Below are 17,444 nucleotides of genomic sequence, written 5' to 3' on the forward strand. Positions count from 1 at the left end.
GGGGCGGGTGCGTATGCAGGTTACGACTGGGCAGCGAGTTGAAAGTCTCCGTAAAACGATGGTTCGAAAGTGCGGCTTGCAATGCCGACAGGCAGGGTTTTGAGCATTTACCCAGCGCTCAGGCTATGGAGAATGCTTTCGGGAATATCGAAAGGCGTAACCGCCCCTTGTTTCGCTGCCGCTTCGTTCTTGAAGTCACGAATCAGAGCGCGCTTGATATGCGCAATGGCACCTGTGGGCTCGAATACGTACTCCGCGAGCGCATCCAAAAACAGGGGAAGCGGCGAGTTCCTTCCTGCAATTTTCATTCTGGTAAACCCGCGAGAGCACAGGTAAGAAATACGAGAGTTGGAAATAAACAGATTGTTACCGAGACGGTTTTCGATGTTCGAAGCGGTTTCCAGATGATAGCAGGGCTGCCCCGATCCTCTGCAGCCCCCATCGTTCCATTCTTCGAGCTTTTTAATATGATTGTAGACGTTTTGGCAGTTCGGGACGCAGAATTGATTAACAATTATTTCAACCTTTTCGCGAACGTCGTACAGGTTTTCTAGGCATTCGTCGTTCAGCGCGTATTCGCTTCTTACAACGATCTCGTCGTAGAGCTCGAGGAGACTTCTGTAATAGGCGGTCTCCTGTTCGCAGTCTTCGTGCATAGTGCTCATGGCCTTGTTCAGCGACGCCACGGTTTTGATGCTGGGTCGGGTTTGCTTTATATGGTTTGCCAGAACATCATCGAACAAGATGACCTCGCCATCATATTCTTCAACGAAATCCAACAGCAGGTTGCAATACGTGTCGCGGTAGTAGCCCTCATCGACACTAAGTCGGGATAGGGTCAAGGCACACCGGACACCGAAGTGCGCGTATGCAGAAAAATATGTATCAAGTTGTTCTTCGTTGAGGCGGGCTTTTACAGCAGAGGGCCGTCCGCCCGACCAGGCGCAATAGGGAGCTCCGTATACGATGTCGAACGGCCGATCGAAGCCTAAAGTCGAGCACAGCTCCAAGAGCTTCAGCGCACCCCAGTCGTTGCAGCAGAATGCTGGAATTTTCCAAGAAGCTCGAACCGGATGATTACGGTATACGTCAATGTCGTTTCGAACGGTCATAGCAGCAGCAACTCCTCGTGATAGCGTGCGTTTCGCAGCAGGGGTACATGCATGGTAGGCAACCGGCCGATTGAAAATCGGCCGGTTGCGAAACCTTATGCGCCTTGGAGAGCCGAAGAAGCAGCGAGATATCCGCTCCCCCAGCTCAGTGCGCATGCGCCTGCAAGGCTCGTGTTAGTCCATTGAGAGCCGTAGCTGTTCTCGCCCGCTATGCCTCCCGCAGTTAAGAAATTGGCGTAGAGACCGGGAATCTGCTTTCCTTTAGCGTCCACGACGTGCATGTTCTCGTCAACGCGCAGTCCGCAGAGCGTCTTTCCAATCATGGCGCCGATCTTTGCGCAGTAATAGGGCGGCTTTTCAATGGGAACAAGCCATTGGGGATTGTAGGGTACAGCGAGATCGGTGTCTTCCCCAAGAGCGCAAAGCTCGTTCCATCGCTTGACGGCCGCTTCGAACGCGACTGGATCGAGCCCGACTTCTACAGCCAGCTCCTCAAGCGTGTCGGCTTTTTTAATGGATCCGCGCTCTACGGCATCCAGTACCTCTTGCCGCCAATCATCGGTAACAAGATCGGTTTGAATCATCGGCTCGCCCTTTTCGATAGGGATTTTTGAATGGTCGAGGGCTTTTCGGTAAATGATCTTCTCAAGATTCTCTTCATAGTTATCGTCGAGAACTGCGTAAGCCCCGTGTCCTGGTAGCGACATCTGGATGGACGCGTTGGTGCATTCGCCCATGCAAAAATCGCCGTTGTAGAATTCGGGTTGAAAATCGTATCCCGAAAGGTACTGGACGCGATTGCAGGTTTCATCGAGCAACAACCATGGGTTGGTTAAGAGCTGGCGCGGACCATTCCAGAAATAATGCCAATACGAACCGTCGCCTGCTCCGTAGTATTCGTCAAGCCCGCCTTCCCAGCAGCTGAATGAATTCAATCCTGCATAATCGGCTCCCGCACCAAGACCCATGCGGAAAACTTCTCCGGTATGGAAGGGCATCGGACCACCCTGCAGGGCTTGCTCAAAGCAGGATGGGATATATCGCTGCAACAGATCGCGGTTCATGCCGAAGCCGCCTCCGCAGAGCACGACACCTTTGGCTCCCTTGATGTATATCTCGGTGCCTTCCGCCGTGGTCGCCATAATGCCGACGGCAACTCCGTCGTCGATAACGAGCGCTTCCGCTTTGGTGTTCAGCATGATGTCCGCACCTGCGGAAAGCGCGGCTTTTTCCATCGCGTTCACTGTGTTGTTCATGCCAAGGACAAAGTTTTGTTTACCCTCGAGAACATCGTTGTCCAAGTACGAGCGCGGCGTGGCGAATAACGATATTCCATCATGCTCCAACATCCAGTCAACGCATTCGCCACACGCGGTGAGGACGTTTGCGTGCAGGGGAGCATTGAGTGAGAACTGATAATAGGGATTGATTCTGTTTACTGCAGCGATGGGATCGAACGTATCGCCGGGCCATGCAGCGCCCATTTCTGTTTGCAGTTTCGAGCCGCCGGCGAAAAGGACATAGCCCACGGCGTGGCGAGTTGCTCCACCTACTTGACCCTCTTTTTCCACAGCGATCACGGTAGTGCCGTTTTCTGCGGCGAGCGTCGTTGCGGCAAGACCGCCTCCCCCTGTGCCCACAACCACCAAATCAGCTTCGAAATCCCAAGAAGCTGGAGGATCGAGCGGCGCGATGGGATCGGCTTCGTTTGCGTTTTGAGATGCATCCTTCTCATCTTCGCCAGCTTTCGGAGCTGGCGGGCTGCATGCGGTGACGCCGAACAGCGCAGCCGTACTTCCCGCTAATGCGGCTCCCTTCAAAAAACTACGACGATCAAGTTCCATGGTTCCCCCTCAGGTAGTGATGCTCAAAGATTTGAACATCTCTTTTCGTTCGCAGGCGTGTGCCGTGCGGGTTCAGAATACCTGCTTATCATTTGATGGGAAAAACGATGATTCTTGATAGGTTCATGCGAAAAATCCATCGAGGGTATCGTGATTTTTGGCAGAATGAATCGCGAACTACGATAGCCGATCACGGTTGGTGGGCGATAGGTTTTTGAAGGCGAGTCGGAATGCGGAGCGCTCTTACGGCGCAAATAAGCGATCCGTTACACAGGAGCTGGTCATCGTAGAAACTATGCGTCCTTATGGCAATCCTGCCAGTGGGTTTCTTTGTAGGATTCCAACAGATGCTCCTTGAAGCTCGTAACGGCTCTACTGTTATCCTTGCTGCGAAATACGAGATATCCAACCGAGTAGATGGGAGGCTTGAAGCAGCGAAACACTTTGCCGTTCGCTTCGTTTATTGCAGCCACCATTTGGGAGCCTCGATTGAGTATCAGCAAATCGTCTCGCTTGATTTTCGAGAGAAAAAAATCATCGATCGATTGGCAATAACGAGGTTTGATGTTCGCTTTTGCTCCGAAAGACGAAAAAAGCTCCTCGTACATCGGCGGCAAATAGCCGCTGTAGGTGCCGGCGCTTACAGGTACGGGAAGAACGGAGTTTTCTAGGTCGAGCGGCGCCAGGAATTCCTTATCGAGTAGGGGCGAATCCCTGTCCATCCAGACGATGAACTCTTCATCGACGACGGGAATCAGTTCGAACTCTCTTTCTACCTCGGGCTTGTTGATCGAATTTCCGAAGTATCCGCAATCGATGCTTCCATCCCTAAGCTCTTCGAACAGCCGGTTGCTCTGCGTGTTTTGAATATCGATGGTTGCGTATGGATTGTCTTTCTTGAAATCGATTATTTTGTTGAGCAGGGCTAAAATGAAACCTTCTCGACGTTGCGGAGCCCGAACCGTAATGACCTCTTCGCTCTGATGCCGATTTTTCTTCACGCGCTCCTTGAACTCGTCATACAAACCCATGATGTCCGATGCCGTTTCGAGAAACTCCCTTCCCGCCAACGTAAGGCAAGGGGTTCCGTCGCGCTCGATAAGCTGAACGCCGAGTTCTTTTTCGAGTTTGATGATATGGCTGCTCAAAGTCGATTGGGCAATATTGAGCTCACGAGATGTTTTGGTGACATTGAGGCCTTCGGAAAGAGAGATGAACTCTCTGAATATTTCTATATCCATGATTCTCCCCGTTATAGAACTCCCTGCCGCTCAGTATAGCACCGGGAATGGCGGATTGACAGAGGTGCCGAAGCACGGAGCCCATGCTTTCATGTCTTCGACGGTCGTTTCAAACGAGTTGAACGGCGGCTCAGGGCGACCCTGTCAGGAATCCGACCATCCAGCTGACAATCGCCGTTTTTCGTGCTTTTCCGTATCGTAATGATTCCCGACGAGTAACGGTTGATCTTCTTTTTCGATTCGGCTTCGACGGAAGGATACGATGCTGTCAAACCGATTTGAAGGAGCGATCATGACAGCGCAGCCCTACCGCCTTACGGCGGATGAGGTCATCGAAGAGCAGCAAAGCAGCCCAGAAGGGCTGACCCCCGAGGAAGCGAAGGAGCGGCTTGCGCGCTTCGGGGAAAACGAGCTGTACGAGAGCGAAGGCAAAAGCGCGATCGCTGTATTCTTCGGGCAGTTCAAAGATCTGCTCGTCATCATCCTCATCGTCGCTGCCGTCATATCGCTTTTGTCGGGCCATCTGGAGAGCACGATCGTCATCTTCGTCGTCATCGTCTTGAACGCGGTGCTCGGCACCGTGCAGACCATCAAGGCCGAGCAATCGCTTGCGAGCCTCAAAGAGATGAGCGCACCGGCAGCCCGCGTCGTGCGCTCAGGCGAGCGCGCCCTTGTGCCCGCTGCCGAGGTGGTACCGGGCGACGTGCTCGAACTCGAAGCAGGCGATTTGGTGGCAGCCGACGCGCGTATCGTGGAAAGCTTCTCGCTCAAGGTGAACGAGAGCGCGCTGACGGGGGAGAGCGAGAGCGTGGAGAAGATCGCAGACGCGCTCGACGGCGCGGACATCCCCATCGGGGATCGCGACAACATGGTGTTCTCGGGCTCGCTTGTCACGTACGGGCGCGCGCGTGCCGTGGTCACTGCGACCGGCATGGCGACCGAGATCGGCAGGATCGCATCGCTCATGAACGAGACGAGCGCCCGCAAGACGCCGTTGCAGAAGAGCCTCGATGACTTCTCGGCGAAGCTCGCCATCGGCATTTTCATCATCTGCGGGATCGTGTTCGCCCTCTCGATATTCCGCAGCGGCATGAGCGTCATCGATTCGCTCATGTTCGCCGTCGCGCTCGCCGTAGCGGCAATCCCCGAAGCGCTCGGCTCCATCGTCACGATCATCCTCGCTATCGGCACGCAGAAGATGGCGAAGCAACATGCGATCATCAAAGACCTCAAGGCGGTCGAATCGCTCGGCAGCGTTTCGGTGATCTGCTCGGACAAGACGGGCACGCTCACGCAGAACCGCATGAGCGTCCAGGGTATCTACGTGGAGGACCGCTACGTTGCGTTTGCCGACATCGACCTCGACGATGCCGTGGAGCGCCGCCTTGTCGAGATCGGCCTGCTTGCAAGCGATGCGACCACCGACGAGGCTACGGGTGCGGCGATCGGCGATCCCACCGAAGTGGCGCTCGTGCGCATCGGGGACAACCTCGCCATCGATGAGGGGGCGTTTCGTGCGAGCCATCCGCGGCTGGGCGAGCTCGCATTCGATTCCGACCGCAAGCTCATGAGTACGCTGCACCAGCGCTCAAGCGGTCCGACGCTTCTCACCAAAGGGGCGCTCGACGTGCTGCTCGACCGCTCCGTGAACGTGCTGACCGCAGACGGGGTCGTGCCTCTGACCGAAGAGCGCAAGGCCGCCATCCTCGACGAGAACCGCCGGCTTTCGGAAAACGGCCTGCGCGTGCTCGCCTTCGCCGAGCGCACGCTCGATGCAGTTCGCGAACCCGCGCTCGAAGACGAGTTCGGCTACACGTTCGTCGGGCTCGCGGCCATGATGGACCCGCCGCGACCCGAGGCGGTCCGTGCTGTGGCCGACGCGCGCAAAGCGGGCATCCGCACGGTTATGATCACGGGCGATCACAAGGTGACGGCCTCAGCCATTGCACGCGAGCTCGGCATACTCGGGCCCGACGATCGCGCTCTCGACGGCGCGGAGCTCGATGCGATGAGCGATGAGGAACTCGACCGCGAGCTCGCGCATATCTCGGTGTATGCCCGTGTATCGCCCGAGCACAAGATCCGCATCGTGTCGGCGTGGCAGCGCAGAGGCTCGATCGTGGCGATGACCGGCGACGGCGTGAACGACGCGCCCGCGCTCAAGCAGGCCGACATCGGCGTGGCGATGGGCATCACCGGCACCGAGGTGAGCAAGGACGCTGCGTCGATGATCCTCTCCGACGATAACTTCGCCACCATCGTGCGGGCGGTGGAGAACGGGCGCGGGGTGTACGCGAACATCAAGGGCACCGTGCACTTCTTGCTTTCGGGCAACGCGGCGGGGATCTTAAGCGTGCTGTTCGCCTCGCTTGCCGCGCTTCCCGCACCGTTCGCTCCGGTGCAGCTTCTGTTCATCAACCTTTTGACCGACAGCCTGCCCGCGGTTTCGATCGGCATGGAACCTGTGGCCGACGACGTGCTCGCGCACAAGCCGCGCGATCCGAAGGAGCCCATCTTAGATAAGAGGCTGCTCGCGCAGATCGGCATCGAGGGCGTGCTGATCACGATCCCCACGATGGCCGCGTTTTTCATCGGCCTCGATGCGGGTGGCGCCGCCCTTGCGATGACCATGGCGTTCGCGACGCTCTCGCTCGCACGGCTGTTCCACGGATTCAACTGCCGCGGCAACGCCTCGATCTTCCACTTGGGGCTTTTGAGCAATCCCTATACGCTCGGGGCGTTCGTGCTCGGCGTCGTGCTGCTTGCCGCCGTACTGTTCATCCCGGCTCTGCACCCGTTCGTACAGGTTGTCGAGATCACGGCGGGCCAGGCGGGTTTGATCGCGGCGCTGGCGTTCGCACCCACCGCGGTTATACAATTGTACCGTGTGGTAAGGGGGTTGGTCACGCGGAAGGAAGACAGCCATGAAGCGCAACGCTAAAGCTATCGGATGGATTGCAGGCGTCGGTGCAGGTGTTCTCGCGCTTGCGGCGGCGTCCGTTGTGCTCATCGGCAATGCGGCCATCGATTTCGCCCTCGTACCTGGCAAGGACGGCAAGACCGGGCGCATGCGCAAACCCGACCGCATCGGGGGCGATCTGGCAAACGGGTCGGTCGATCGCAGCGTGCGCGGTCTCGTTGAGCGCAACCGCCGTGCGATCCGCGAGAAACGCGACGAGTGGCTTTCGACGGTGGACGTGGAGCGCGTGTTCATCAAGTCGTCGTGCGATTCGGGGGCTTTGCAGTGCGCGTATGCGGGCGAGGGGGGCCGCGATGCGCGAGCAGGGAATTCGGTTCGACATGGCGTCCGTGCGCGCCGCCACGAGCATCGAGGCGCGCACGCATTCGGCCACGGCGAGCCGTTCGACCTTGCGGGCTTCGTCTATCCCGCGCGCGAGCGCACAGCGAAATGGGCTGTTCTCGTGCATGGCTACACCAACGACCATACCGATATGGAGCACATCGGCGCCTTCTACGCCGAGCGCGGCTACAACGTGTTTGCCCCCGATCTGCGGGCACAGGGTGAAAGCGGCGGCGACCTCATCGGCATGGGCTGGACCGATCGCAACGACCTCGTGCTGTGGATCGACTACCTTGTGAAAAGATTCGGAAGCGACATCTCGATCGTCTTGCACGGTGTATCGATGGGCGGGGCGGCGGTGTGCATGGCGTCGGGCGAGCGGCTGCCCGCTCAGGTGAGAGCCGTCGTGTCCGATTGCGCGTTCACCGATGTGGAAAGTATGTTCGCGGGCCAGGTCAAGAAGCTCTACGGCTTGCCCAGACACCCCGTCGTCGACGACGGCCGCATCATGCTCAAGGCGCGGGGCGGCTACGATATCAAGCACGCCTCGGCGCTCGACCAGGTGAAGCAAAGCTGCACGCCCACGCTGTTCATCCATGGGGCGAGCGACGGGTTCGTGCCGCCCGCCATGGCTCGCGCGCTGTTCGAGGCGTGCTCGGCACCCGAGAAGCGCCTGCTCGTCATGAGGGGAGCGGGCCATGCGCTTGCCGCCGAAACCGACCCCGATTTGTATTTCCGGACGGTGTTCGACTTCCTTCAGGGGAAGATGTAACAAGCGCTAGCATGACCGATCCATGCCTTATGCAAACCCGAACACCATGCACAGCGCGGGCAGGAGCGTGGAGGTGAGCACCACGAGGAGCACCGTGGGCATCCAGCCGATCTTCACCATGTCGGACATGCGGTAGTACCCGGTCGAATACGTGAGAATGGGCACGCAGTCGAGCGGCAGGATGTAGGCGAGTGAGGCGTGCAGGGCAACTACCATGAGCATGCAGTACATGCTGATGCCGAAATCGCCCGCGATCACACCGAACGGATAGGCGAGGATGCCCGCCACAGCCGGCCCCACGGGAACGATGTTGTGCACGATGGCGCCGATGGCGGACAGCACGAGCAGGATGACGAGCGGTATCTTCCAGCTTTCGGGCAGAGCACCCACGACGGCTGTAACCATCCAATCGCCGGCACCGGTTGCCACCACGAAGTGCGCGACCGATAAGATGCACATGATCATGACGAGTACTCCCCAGTTCATGCGCGAAACGAGTCCCTTGAACTCGAGGGTAGAGCATCCGGGCACCGAGAGTAGCACGACGGCGAAGATGGCGATCATGGCGGTGTTGAGCACGGGTATCCACGAACTCAGAATCCAGAACACCATGGCAAGCGCGATAATGACGACGGTCATGAGTTCGGGGCGGGTGACTTTTCCCATGTGCGAGGCCTCGGCCATGGTGATATCGATCGACGATTGCGAGATGGGCTCCGGTTTGAAGAAGCGGGTGATGATGAACCACGAGGCGAACAGCATGATGAGACAGAACGGCAGTCCGAGCATCGACCATTCGACGAAGTTTATGTTCACACCGAACAGCGACGAGAACAACCCGACGGTGACTATGTTGCACCCGTTGCCGGTCATGACTGCACAGCCGCCCGCATACGAGGCCCAGGGTATGGCGATCATGAGGGCCTTTCCCATGGGCGATGCGAGCTTTTCCGCTTCGTTGAGTTCGAGTAGCCGTTTGCCCACCGATATGAACACGCCGCATGCAGCCACGTCCGACATGAAGAACGAGAGAAAGGCCGTCGCGCACATGAAGCCGAGCAGCATCTTGTTCGTGCTGGTGCCCGACCATCGAAGCACGAACGCGGCGATGCGGGTGGGTATGGTGGTGGCATCGAGTGCGACGGTGAACGCGAACGTTCCCATAAGGAAGAACACGGTCGAACCCATGGCGTTCGCATACGCATCCTCGAACGTGCATACGCCCATGATCGGCATCATCACAAGGATGAGCAGCGCCGTTGCGGGCAAGGGCAGCGATTCGGTTACCCACAAAAGTATGCCCGCCCCGAGAATTCCCAGAACCATACGGCCCTCGTAGGAAAGTCCCTCGGTCGCCGGGGCGAGTGCCGTTGCGGCTACGATGCCGATAGCGAGCAAGATGCACACGACGGCGCGCGGACGCAGCGCGGTTCGCTGTATGGCTTCAGACATGATTAACCCCCGTTACGTGATGCCTGTCCTTGTGCTTTCGTAGCACCCGAGCAGGCGTATCCCCTGGAATGGTTTTGCTCGGGTGCGTCGCACGGGTTCCCAAGCGAAGGAGCCCGTGCGAATCGTGCGGATCGATACGTTACAACGCTCCCAGCATGGGTGGAACGACGAGCAGAAATGCGCTGAAGAATACCATCGTCGCGATAGTGACGGGAAGCCCGCCCTTCCACATCTCGTTGAACTTGTAGTACCCGCCCGCATACGAAACGAGCAGGACCGAATCCAAGGGAACGAGGAAGCAGAGGGCGCACCACAGAGCCAGCATGAGGATAGTTGCCGTGAAGTTGCCGCCGACCGCCGCCACGAGGCCGAGCACGGGCGCGGTCACGAGAGCCGCAAGGCCCGGGCCCGAGGGGAAGAAGTTGTGCACGATGGCCAGCACGACGCTGATAACCATGAACAGCATGACGAAGCTCATATCGGACGTCACGCCGAGCAGCATGTTGACGATCCATGCGACGGAGCCCGCTGCCGACATGGCGGCGACGATACCGTTGATGGACGCCATCATGAGCAGGATGTCCCACGGGCTTTCGGATCGGTACTGCTTCGTCGTGATCATGGACGTACCGGGCAAGAACAGGAGGCCGAGCGCGACGAGCGCGACGAACGTGGTGTTGAGCGCGGGAATCCAAGAACTTGCGATCCAGCATACGAGTGCGACGAGCAGCACACCGATGTTGAACTTCTCTTTGAAGTCCATGGGCGGCAGCGCGGATACTTCGCCGAGGAACGCATCGACGGTCTCTTGGCTCAAGGGTTCGGGCTTGTATACCTTGACAAGAATGATCCAGCAGGCGATGAGGCTCAGCGTTACCGGGATGATGGTGTAGCCGAACCATTCCGCAAACGTGATGGTGACGCCGCACGCGGTTTCAGCGAGGCCGAGCACGACGACGTTGATGGGCGTGCCTGATGGCAACAGGCATCCGCCGAACATGACGGCGAACGGAATTGCGAGCGCAAGGCAGCGACCCATGTTGGATTCGCCCGGTTTGGCACCGGCCGCACGCAAAAGCGATGCCGCGAAACCCATCATGATGGCGGTAAGCGCGATGTTCGACATGACCATCGAGATGATGGCGGAGATCACCATGAAACCCAGTATGACCAGGTTGATGTTGCCCTTCACCATTTTCACGACCATGGCTATCAAGCGCTGGGGGAACGTGGACACCCCGAGAAACGTCGTGAAGCCGAAGATGCCGATGAACATCCAGAGCGATCCCGTAAACGTTGCCGCCCAGATGTCGTTGTAGGCGGCGATCCCCAAAAACCCGCACATCGCCACCATGACAAGCGAAGTGATGGGCAAAGGCAGCGCCTCGGTCGCCCACATGACCACGGCGGCTAGCAGGACCATGATGGCCGCCTGGCCCTCGCGTGTTAAGTCGGGCGACCAGAGCGGGCCGAACTGCCCGATGATGATCATGACGATGGCAACGGCGATCCAGATCCATTTGAAGACCACCTTGTTGCCCTTGGCTGTTTCAGCCATTGTTACCCCTTCCTGTTGTATCGTGTGTAGCCCCGCAGCGGCGCCGAACGTGCACCGCTGCGGGGAAGATCCCAGGCTCGGTTTACGCAGCGGCATTCAGGAAGATGTCGCCTAAAACCACATCCTCTTCGGTGGTGTCGGCGGCAAGGACCACATCCTCGTAGCCGTCCACCTTCGCATGCACGGTATACGCCGCTTCGTCGAGCTCCTTGAAGCGGAACTCTCCGAACTCGTCGGTTTCGACTGAGGCGACCTCGGCGCCTTCGGCGTCGACGAGCTGTACGGTTGCGCCGACGATCACTTCGTTGATGGTGCGGTCCACGAGCACGCCGTACACCCAGCGTTTCGGGATGTTCATGTAGTACACGTGCGGATGCAGCTCTCCTGCGGCAGGCATGGGATAGGCTGCCTCGGGCACGTCCTCTTCGTCGATGTAGGCGAGGGCTCCCGTGGCGCATACGTCGACACAGCGCGGAGTTGTCCAGCCGTCGTCGAGCAGGTGGGCACAGCCCGTGCACTTCTGAGGAAGATCAAGCGCCTCGTTGTAGTACACGGCGCCGGCGGGGCAAGCATCCGCGATCGCTTTCTGGCCCTTCGCTTTTACCGGATCGATGATCACGAGCCCGTCGTCGCGGCGGTACACGGCGTTGTCGGTCGCAGCCTCCATGCAGGCGGCGTTTTCGCAGTGCCCGCACAGCACGGGTTGGTACTGTACTTTGATCTCGGGAATCTTGCCTCGGGTGGTCTGCTCGACCTTGCACCAGAACTGGCCGGTTGTGGGCTGTTCGGCAGCGATGGGGCTCCAATCGTTGCCGCAGTGCTCGTCTTTGCACGCCATCTGGCAACCGTAGCAGCCGTTGCACAGGCTGGCGTCAAACAGAATAGTCTTCATTCTTTATGCCTCCTGCAGATAATCGTAGACGTTCGTACCTGTTTCGATGGTGTAGTGCTCGGCTTCGAAAGCCTCGGGATACTGTTCCATGAGCGCGTGGATGTCGCATTTGCGCACGCCCACCAAAAAGCCGCCCGTCACTTCGCCGGCCGCGTTCTTGGACGACGTTTTGCTGGGAGCGATCAGGTTATTCGCGCCGCCGCGATCGATGCCGCCCACTCCGGGGACGATCGGGTCGGTTTCGGCTCCGTGGTCTTGCAGCACCGCTCCGGGAATGATGCGCTCGGTGATGTAGGCGCCTCCGAGCACGGTGCCGCGCTCGTTGAATACCTCGACGATATCGCCGTTTTCGATGCCGAGCTTCGCGGCATCGGTGGGATGGATCCAAACGGGTTCGTAGGCGTAGCCGTCGACGCCGACCACCTTGCACGTTTCGATCTCACGCGTCCACGGACAGTCGTCGAAGTTCGCATGGATGCGCCAACGCGGATGGTTGGATACCAGCAAAAAGGGGTAGTCCTTCGCGCGGTCGCAGCTAATGCGCTCATGATGGCTTTCGGATTCTTCGATCCACTTGGCCACCGGTTGGCGCTCCATGTCGTCGGGGAAGAAGTTGGCGAGGCCGGTGGAGTAGAACTCGATCTTGCCCGTCGGGGTTTCCATAGGGTTGTTTTCGGGGTCCTCGAAGAATTCGATCATACCCGCGGGTTCCTTGTCCCAGCCTTCGCGGGTGGGAAGCATCTGGTAGCCTTGGCTTTTGATGAGCTCGAGGTCCTGCTCCTCTTCGGGCAGGCCCGATCCCTGGTAGCCCACCTCCTGCCATTGTTCGACGGTCATGTCGCCGGAAAGGTGGCTTGCGCAATCCTCGTAGACGCCGCCGTACTTCTCGAGCTTTTTCGCCACTTCGAGCACGGCTTCGTAGTCGGAGAGCGATTCGTACTGACGCTCGCACGCCTTCTGCTCCCAGATGATTGAGTTGAACTGGCCGGAATACGTGTCGACGCCGAAGTCGTCAAGCTCGAGCGTGGTCGAGATGGGAAGGATCAAGTCGGCGAACAGGGTATCGTTTTCCATCCAGGGATGCTCCACTAAGAAGAACTCGAGGTTGGGGTTCAAGAGCGCATCCTGGAATTCGTTGCCGCCGTTCCAGCAGGTGGACCAGCAGGGGGAATCCGACCAGATCATCTTGATGCCGTGATCGCCGTCCTGCGGGAACTGGAACTTCTTGAACTGATCGGTGCGGTGGTGGCGGCTTGTGGTGTGGCCGTACCATTCGACCTTCTCGCCCTCCTCGACGGTGATGCACTGGGGTACGAGGGTCTTCGGGATGAAGGAGGCAGGAAGCTCGCCGAGCACCGAGCCGTGGTAGCAGGCGCGAACCTCGGGCAGGAAGTTTCCGGGAGGCAGCGGGTTGAACGAGTCCATGCCGATGAGCGCCCATTCGATGAATTTCACCTGGTTGCGTCCCGGTTTGCCGACAGCCTGCATGGCGAGCAGGTACACCTCGAGGCGTGCAGGCTCGTGGGAGTAGCAGGAACGGATGTAGGAGCCGCCGTTGCAGTGCCCGATCGACACGTTGTGCTTGGCCCAGTAGCGGGCGAGCGCCTTGATGCGGTAGGCGGGCACGTGGCATTTCTCCTCGGCCCATTCAGGCGTTTTCGGGATGCCGTCCTCGTTGCCGAGCACGTAGTACTCGAACCAATCGAAGCCTTCGGTATGGGTTTCGACGTAGTCTTTGTCGTAGGTGCCTTCGGTCATCCACACGTACGCGATGGCAAGCTGAAGCGCCGCATCGGTGTTGGGGAGTACGGGGATCCACATGTCGGAATGGACGGCGTTGGCGTAGTTCACGTCGGGTGCGATGTGAATTTGCTTCACGTCGATTTCGCTGAACCAGAAGCACAAACGCGACGCCTGCTGCCCCGACCAGCCCCACGGCGTGGTCTCGGGGTCGCAGCCCCAGAACAGCACGGCGTCGGAGTTTTCGGAAATGTCCTTGAACAGGTTGTGCTGGTGGGTGTTTTGGCCCAGTGGCTCGTTTCCCCAAGCGTGCTTGGCGCCCCAGTACCATCCCTCCCAGCTGTCGGGCTGGCGGGCCTGCATGGTCAGGCCGCCCGTCATATCGAGGAGGTTTGCCATGGTGCCGTGGGGTCCGTGGATGGAGCCGGTTTCGCCGTGGCCGTCGCCCTGGCAGAAGATGGAGTTGCGGCCGTAGGTTTCGTCGATGCGCACGATTTCGGAGGCGATGATATCGGTCGCTTCGTCCCAGCTGATGCGCTCGAATTTCGATTTGCCGCGGTTCTGCGGATTGCGCTCTCCGTTCGGATCCCAATCGACGCGTTTAAGCGGGAAGGGGATGCGGTTGGGGGAGTACGTGCGGGTCTTGTAGATGAAGGTGAAGGGCGAGTTCAGCGTCTTCATGCCCGGCTCGAAGGAATGGCCCTTCGCCTCGATGGTCCAGTAGTTCAGGTCTTCTTTGGTGTAGTGCTCGTCGTAGTGCACGGGGCGCATACGAACGATCTTTCCGTCTTTGGAGTCGACAGCGGTGAGATTGGCGCCGTTGCCGAAAGAACACAGCGACATGTTCTTGTAGATTGTCTTGTCAGACGTCTTCATGCTCCTCCTACTTTCTTCGTCTTCTGCTGATGTCCAACCGGTCGGCAGGGCTTTGCCTTGCATGTCGGCAGAAACACCAATCTGCATGCTCGCCTGGCCTCGTTTGGGTGAGCGATCGTAAGATCTTGGCTCCCGTGCGCACAAAAGCGTCGATCCGATCCCCTTGCCTCAAGTGTATGGACCGGTGCGGCGGGAGAAAATAAGCGGAGCGTTGGGCTGCCCCTCGTTTTTGTGGGGCCTGCGCACGGCTACGCATTTCGTTGACGCGGCTCAACGTTTCGTTGCTCGAAGCGCATATCGGGGCAGATCAGTGCTCGGGAGTTGTCTCAAGCTCCCGACGAAAACCCGCATCGGCGATTCGGCGCGCAATTCGGTATGCCGAGCGCCCCGCCTTGCCTTATAATGAGGCTGCTTCGATCGGATCGACGCCAAGGGGGACAGGGTGAACATCGAGTATCTGCACTATTTTTTGGATGTGGCTAAAACCAAATCCATCACCCGGGCGGCTAAGCTGAACTTCATTTCGCCTCAGGGTATGAGCCGCGCGATGAACGAGCTCGAAAAGGAACTCGGCTGCGAGCTGCTCATCCGTTACTCCAACAAACTCGTCTTATCGCCGATCGGCGAGGAGCTCGCCCCCAAAATCGCCGATGTCGTGGACGGCTACACGGGCATACTCGAGTACGCCGCTGCGAAATCCCAGGTTCAGCTTACCGGCGGCCATTCTATCCAGCTCGAATGCCAGAACGTGGCCATGCTGGCGTTTCTCACGCAACAGGCGAAGGATTACATCTTCGGTTGCCGCGATATCCATTTCCGCGAATCGCAGAACTCCCAGATCCGTCATGATCTTTTAGCAAACAACGCGAACGATCCTGCGGGGGCGAACCCCATCATTGGGCTTGTGTGCTTCTTCAACCAGGATCGCAGCACCAACATGGGCGGCATCGACGATTTGGAGGAGAAGGGCTACCAGTACAGGCCGTATCTGAAGACCTACGACAAGGTAATGGTGAACGCGCAGTCTCCTTTGGCGAAGAAGGACACGCTATCCGACGAAGACATCGTATCGAAGCCTCTGGTGTCCACCAACACGTATCTGTACAGCGTTTTATCGAAACGCTTCGGGCAAAGTGCCATCGAGTTCTCGAGTTCGGATTTCTCGCTGCGAAAAAGCATGGTGGAGCGGGATTCGGCCGTATCGTTTCTGCCTGCTATCGCAGCGCTCACCATGGCCGACGAGGCCGGGTTCGTTTTGCGCGACATGGAGCATTCGTACGAGGTCGAGATAGGGTTCGTCGGGATGGAGTCCGATTTGGAGTCCTCATGCTTCCAGGGCCTTATGCGCATCTTAGACGAGTTCTACCGCGCTCATGAGGATTCGGGATTGTACGCCTTGTGCAGATAGGCGAGCGGAGTTACTGCGCGGGTGCCGACTGGTGCGTCTGCTGGCGTCTGGCAGGTACAGCGGCGAACTGAGCGATCCAGCCGCTGCATGACTTGCATATGCTTGTTCGGAGCGGCAAAACGGCACCTCGCCCTCGAACGCTTTTCAGGGGCGAGCGAGTATCGGTCAGCAGCGGTGCATTCTGCGGGTTCGTTCGGGTTCGATGCGGTCAGGAACCGGATTGCTGTTCGCGCCCCCGGCTCCTGACTCTCGTAGCGGTGCGGTTACGCGCCAGGGGCTTTAGGCGCGCCCGGCGCGCTTGGCGCTTTCGGGGCGCCGGGAGCTTTGGGGGCACCGGGGGCCTTGGGGGCGCCAGGCGCACCGGGAGCAGTGGCTCCGCTCGCGGCGAAACCGCATTCCTCGCATACCGTTGCCGAGATGGGGTTCTCGTGACCGCACATGGGACACGCGATCAAGCCGGTGTTGACTGCTGCTGGTCTGAAGCACATGGTATTCCTCCATTCGATTCGCTTAACGGTTTAAAGCTTACGTAAGCTTGCCTCGAATGCACAGCAGCCGGATATTGATGACCCCCAACGAAATCTGGGGGAGCCGAACCTCTCATACCGCTTGCCTGCGGTGTTTTGCTGCAAACGCGCAGCATTGCAGTCTCGTATTCCCCGATGCAGACATGTTGCCGAGCGCCAAAGCTCGCGGGCATCTTCTTTCTGTTGGGCATCCCCTCGTTTTCATTGAACTGATCTCGAAGTATTTTTGCGTCAGGTCCGTATCATTGAAGCAATGCAACTACGTTAAAGGAGGACGACATGCTTGGACCGCTCGGCGGAGACCGCCTGTGGAACCCGAAGGAACTCGACGCATGCAAAGCTGCCGCGCAGGAAGCGGTGGATGCTCAGGACAAGGGCGCCGAAGAAGGCGGCATCATCTACGGCTACATGTACACGATGAACAACAGCAACTACGGCTACAAGGGCGACGATCTTGAGTTCAAGACCATCGCCGAGATCGAGGCGTTCGACGCGAACGGCCAGGTGAAAGAAACGTACGTCGCGTATAAGGCGTAACATCTGCATTATTGGAGCATGGTCAAACCAGGTGCCCTTGCATAAAGCTGCGAAAGCGCAGCTGCAAGGGCACCTCCATTTTCGCGTACCTATGGCATGGAATCAGGCTGACCCGATTCATTTCAGGCGGCAAGCGCTGCTGCGAAGCCCTTCGTTCTCTGCGAGCCCGGTAGAGTTCACGGTT

12 protein-coding genes are annotated in these 17,444 nt (G+C 58.6%); 4 read left to right on the top strand and 8 right to left on the bottom strand.

What is annotated here, in order from left to right:
- Positions 1-107 precede the first annotated feature (107 nt).
- The 3 genes from FJE54_RS10355 to FJE54_RS10365 form a co-directional block, all read right to left on the bottom strand.
- Positions 108-1,112 carry a hypothetical protein gene (locus FJE54_RS10355; protein WP_255467363.1) on the bottom strand — a complete coding sequence of 335 codons (1,005 nt, stop codon included), beginning with the start codon at positions 1,110-1,112 and terminating at the stop codon, positions 108-110.
- A gap of 95 nt (positions 1,113-1,207) precedes the next feature.
- Entirely contained in the window at positions 1,208-2,956 is a 1,749-nt protein-coding gene (locus FJE54_RS10360) for an FAD-binding protein (protein WP_139652708.1), read from the bottom strand.
- Positions 2,957-3,249: 293 nt separating this feature from the next.
- A complete protein-coding gene (locus FJE54_RS10365) occupies positions 3,250-4,197 on the bottom strand; it encodes a LysR family transcriptional regulator (RefSeq protein ID WP_139652709.1) in 948 nt (315 codons plus the stop codon).
- 292 nt (positions 4,198-4,489) lie between these two features.
- On the opposite strand from FJE54_RS10365, the gene FJE54_RS10370 reads away from it, so the two are divergent.
- Both FJE54_RS10370 and FJE54_RS10375 read left to right on the top strand, forming a co-directional pair.
- On the top strand, positions 4,490-7,138 hold the full coding sequence (locus tag FJE54_RS10370) for a cation-translocating P-type ATPase (protein WP_139652710.1): 2,649 nt from the start codon (positions 4,490-4,492) through the stop codon (positions 7,136-7,138).
- Positions 7,122-8,270 (top strand): alpha/beta hydrolase, encoded by a 1,149-nt coding sequence (locus FJE54_RS10375; RefSeq protein WP_139652711.1) that lies wholly within the window; start codon positions 7,122-7,124, stop codon positions 8,268-8,270. Before FJE54_RS10370 ends, FJE54_RS10375 begins: the two co-directional genes overlap by 17 nt.
- Positions 8,271-8,297: 27 nt before the next feature.
- On the opposite strand, the gene FJE54_RS10380 is transcribed toward FJE54_RS10375, so the two are convergent.
- The 4 genes from FJE54_RS10380 to FJE54_RS10395 all read right to left on the bottom strand — a co-directional run bounded on the left by FJE54_RS10380 (position 8,298) and on the right by FJE54_RS10395 (position 14,788).
- Positions 8,298-9,722 (bottom strand): SLC13 family permease, encoded by a 1,425-nt coding sequence (locus FJE54_RS10380; RefSeq protein ID WP_139652712.1) that lies wholly within the window; start codon positions 9,720-9,722, stop codon positions 8,298-8,300.
- 139 nt (positions 9,723-9,861) lie between these two features.
- Entirely contained in the window at positions 9,862-11,280 is a 1,419-nt protein-coding gene (locus tag FJE54_RS10385) for an SLC13 family permease (RefSeq protein WP_180326697.1), read from the bottom strand.
- Between the two features lie 82 nt (positions 11,281-11,362).
- The gene (locus FJE54_RS10390; protein ID WP_139652714.1) at positions 11,363-12,172 is read right to left on the bottom strand and encodes a 4Fe-4S dicluster domain-containing protein; all 810 of its coding nucleotides are present in this window, start codon (positions 12,170-12,172) and stop codon (positions 11,363-11,365) included.
- A gap of 3 nt (positions 12,173-12,175) precedes the next feature.
- Positions 12,176-14,788, bottom strand: a complete 2,613-nt coding sequence (locus FJE54_RS10395) for a molybdopterin-dependent oxidoreductase (RefSeq protein ID WP_139652715.1) — start codon at positions 14,786-14,788, stop codon at positions 12,176-12,178.
- Positions 14,789-15,230: 442 nt separating this feature from the next.
- On the opposite strand from FJE54_RS10395, the gene FJE54_RS10400 reads away from it, so the two are divergent.
- Positions 15,231-16,196, top strand: coding sequence for a LysR family transcriptional regulator (locus FJE54_RS10400; RefSeq protein WP_180326698.1), 966 nt, complete (start codon positions 15,231-15,233; stop codon positions 16,194-16,196).
- A gap of 263 nt (positions 16,197-16,459) precedes the next feature.
- Here the strand turns inward: FJE54_RS10400 and FJE54_RS10405 are convergent, their stop codons facing one another.
- Positions 16,460-16,684 carry a hypothetical protein gene (locus tag FJE54_RS10405; protein WP_139652717.1) on the bottom strand — a complete coding sequence of 75 codons (225 nt, stop codon included), beginning with the start codon at positions 16,682-16,684 and terminating at the stop codon, positions 16,460-16,462.
- A 318-nt stretch (positions 16,685-17,002) separates the two neighbouring features.
- Between FJE54_RS10405 and FJE54_RS10410 the strand changes: the two genes are divergently transcribed.
- Entirely contained in the window at positions 17,003-17,260 is a 258-nt protein-coding gene (locus FJE54_RS10410) for a hypothetical protein (protein ID WP_139652718.1), read from the top strand.
- The last annotated feature ends 184 nt before the right edge of the window (positions 17,261-17,444 follow it).

Origin of the sequence: Raoultibacter phocaeensis, assembly GCF_901411515.1 — a bacterium.
GTDB lineage: Bacteria > Actinomycetota > Coriobacteriia > Coriobacteriales > Eggerthellaceae > Raoultibacter > Raoultibacter phocaeensis.

Bases quoted from the DNA above. Each gene is read 5' to 3' on its own strand.
- FJE54_RS10355 (WP_255467363.1), bottom strand. From the start codon at position 1,112: ATGACCGTTCGAAACGACATTGACGTATACCGTAATCATCCGGTTCGA.
- FJE54_RS10360 (WP_139652708.1), bottom strand. From the start codon at position 2,956: ATGGAACTTGATCGTCGTAGTTTTTTGAAGGGAGCCGCATTAGCGGGA.
- FJE54_RS10365 (WP_139652709.1), bottom strand. From the start codon at position 4,197: ATGGATATAGAAATATTCAGAGAGTTCATCTCTCTTTCCGAAGGCCTC.
- FJE54_RS10370 (WP_139652710.1), top strand. From the start codon at position 4,490: ATGACAGCGCAGCCCTACCGCCTTACGGCGGATGAGGTCATCGAAGAG.
- FJE54_RS10375 (WP_139652711.1), top strand. From the start codon at position 7,122: ATGAAGCGCAACGCTAAAGCTATCGGATGGATTGCAGGCGTCGGTGCA.
- FJE54_RS10380 (WP_139652712.1), bottom strand. From the start codon at position 9,722: ATGTCTGAAGCCATACAGCGAACCGCGCTGCGTCCGCGCGCCGTCGTG.
- FJE54_RS10385 (WP_180326697.1), bottom strand. From the start codon at position 11,280: ATGGCTGAAACAGCCAAGGGCAACAAGGTGGTCTTCAAATGGATCTGG.
- FJE54_RS10390 (WP_139652714.1), bottom strand. From the start codon at position 12,172: ATGAAGACTATTCTGTTTGACGCCAGCCTGTGCAACGGCTGCTACGGT.
- FJE54_RS10395 (WP_139652715.1), bottom strand. From the start codon at position 14,788: ATGAAGACGTCTGACAAGACAATCTACAAGAACATGTCGCTGTGTTCT.
- FJE54_RS10405 (WP_139652717.1), bottom strand. From the start codon at position 16,684: ATGTGCTTCAGACCAGCAGCAGTCAACACCGGCTTGATCGCGTGTCCC.
- FJE54_RS10410 (WP_139652718.1), top strand. From the start codon at position 17,003: ATGCTTGGACCGCTCGGCGGAGACCGCCTGTGGAACCCGAAGGAACTC.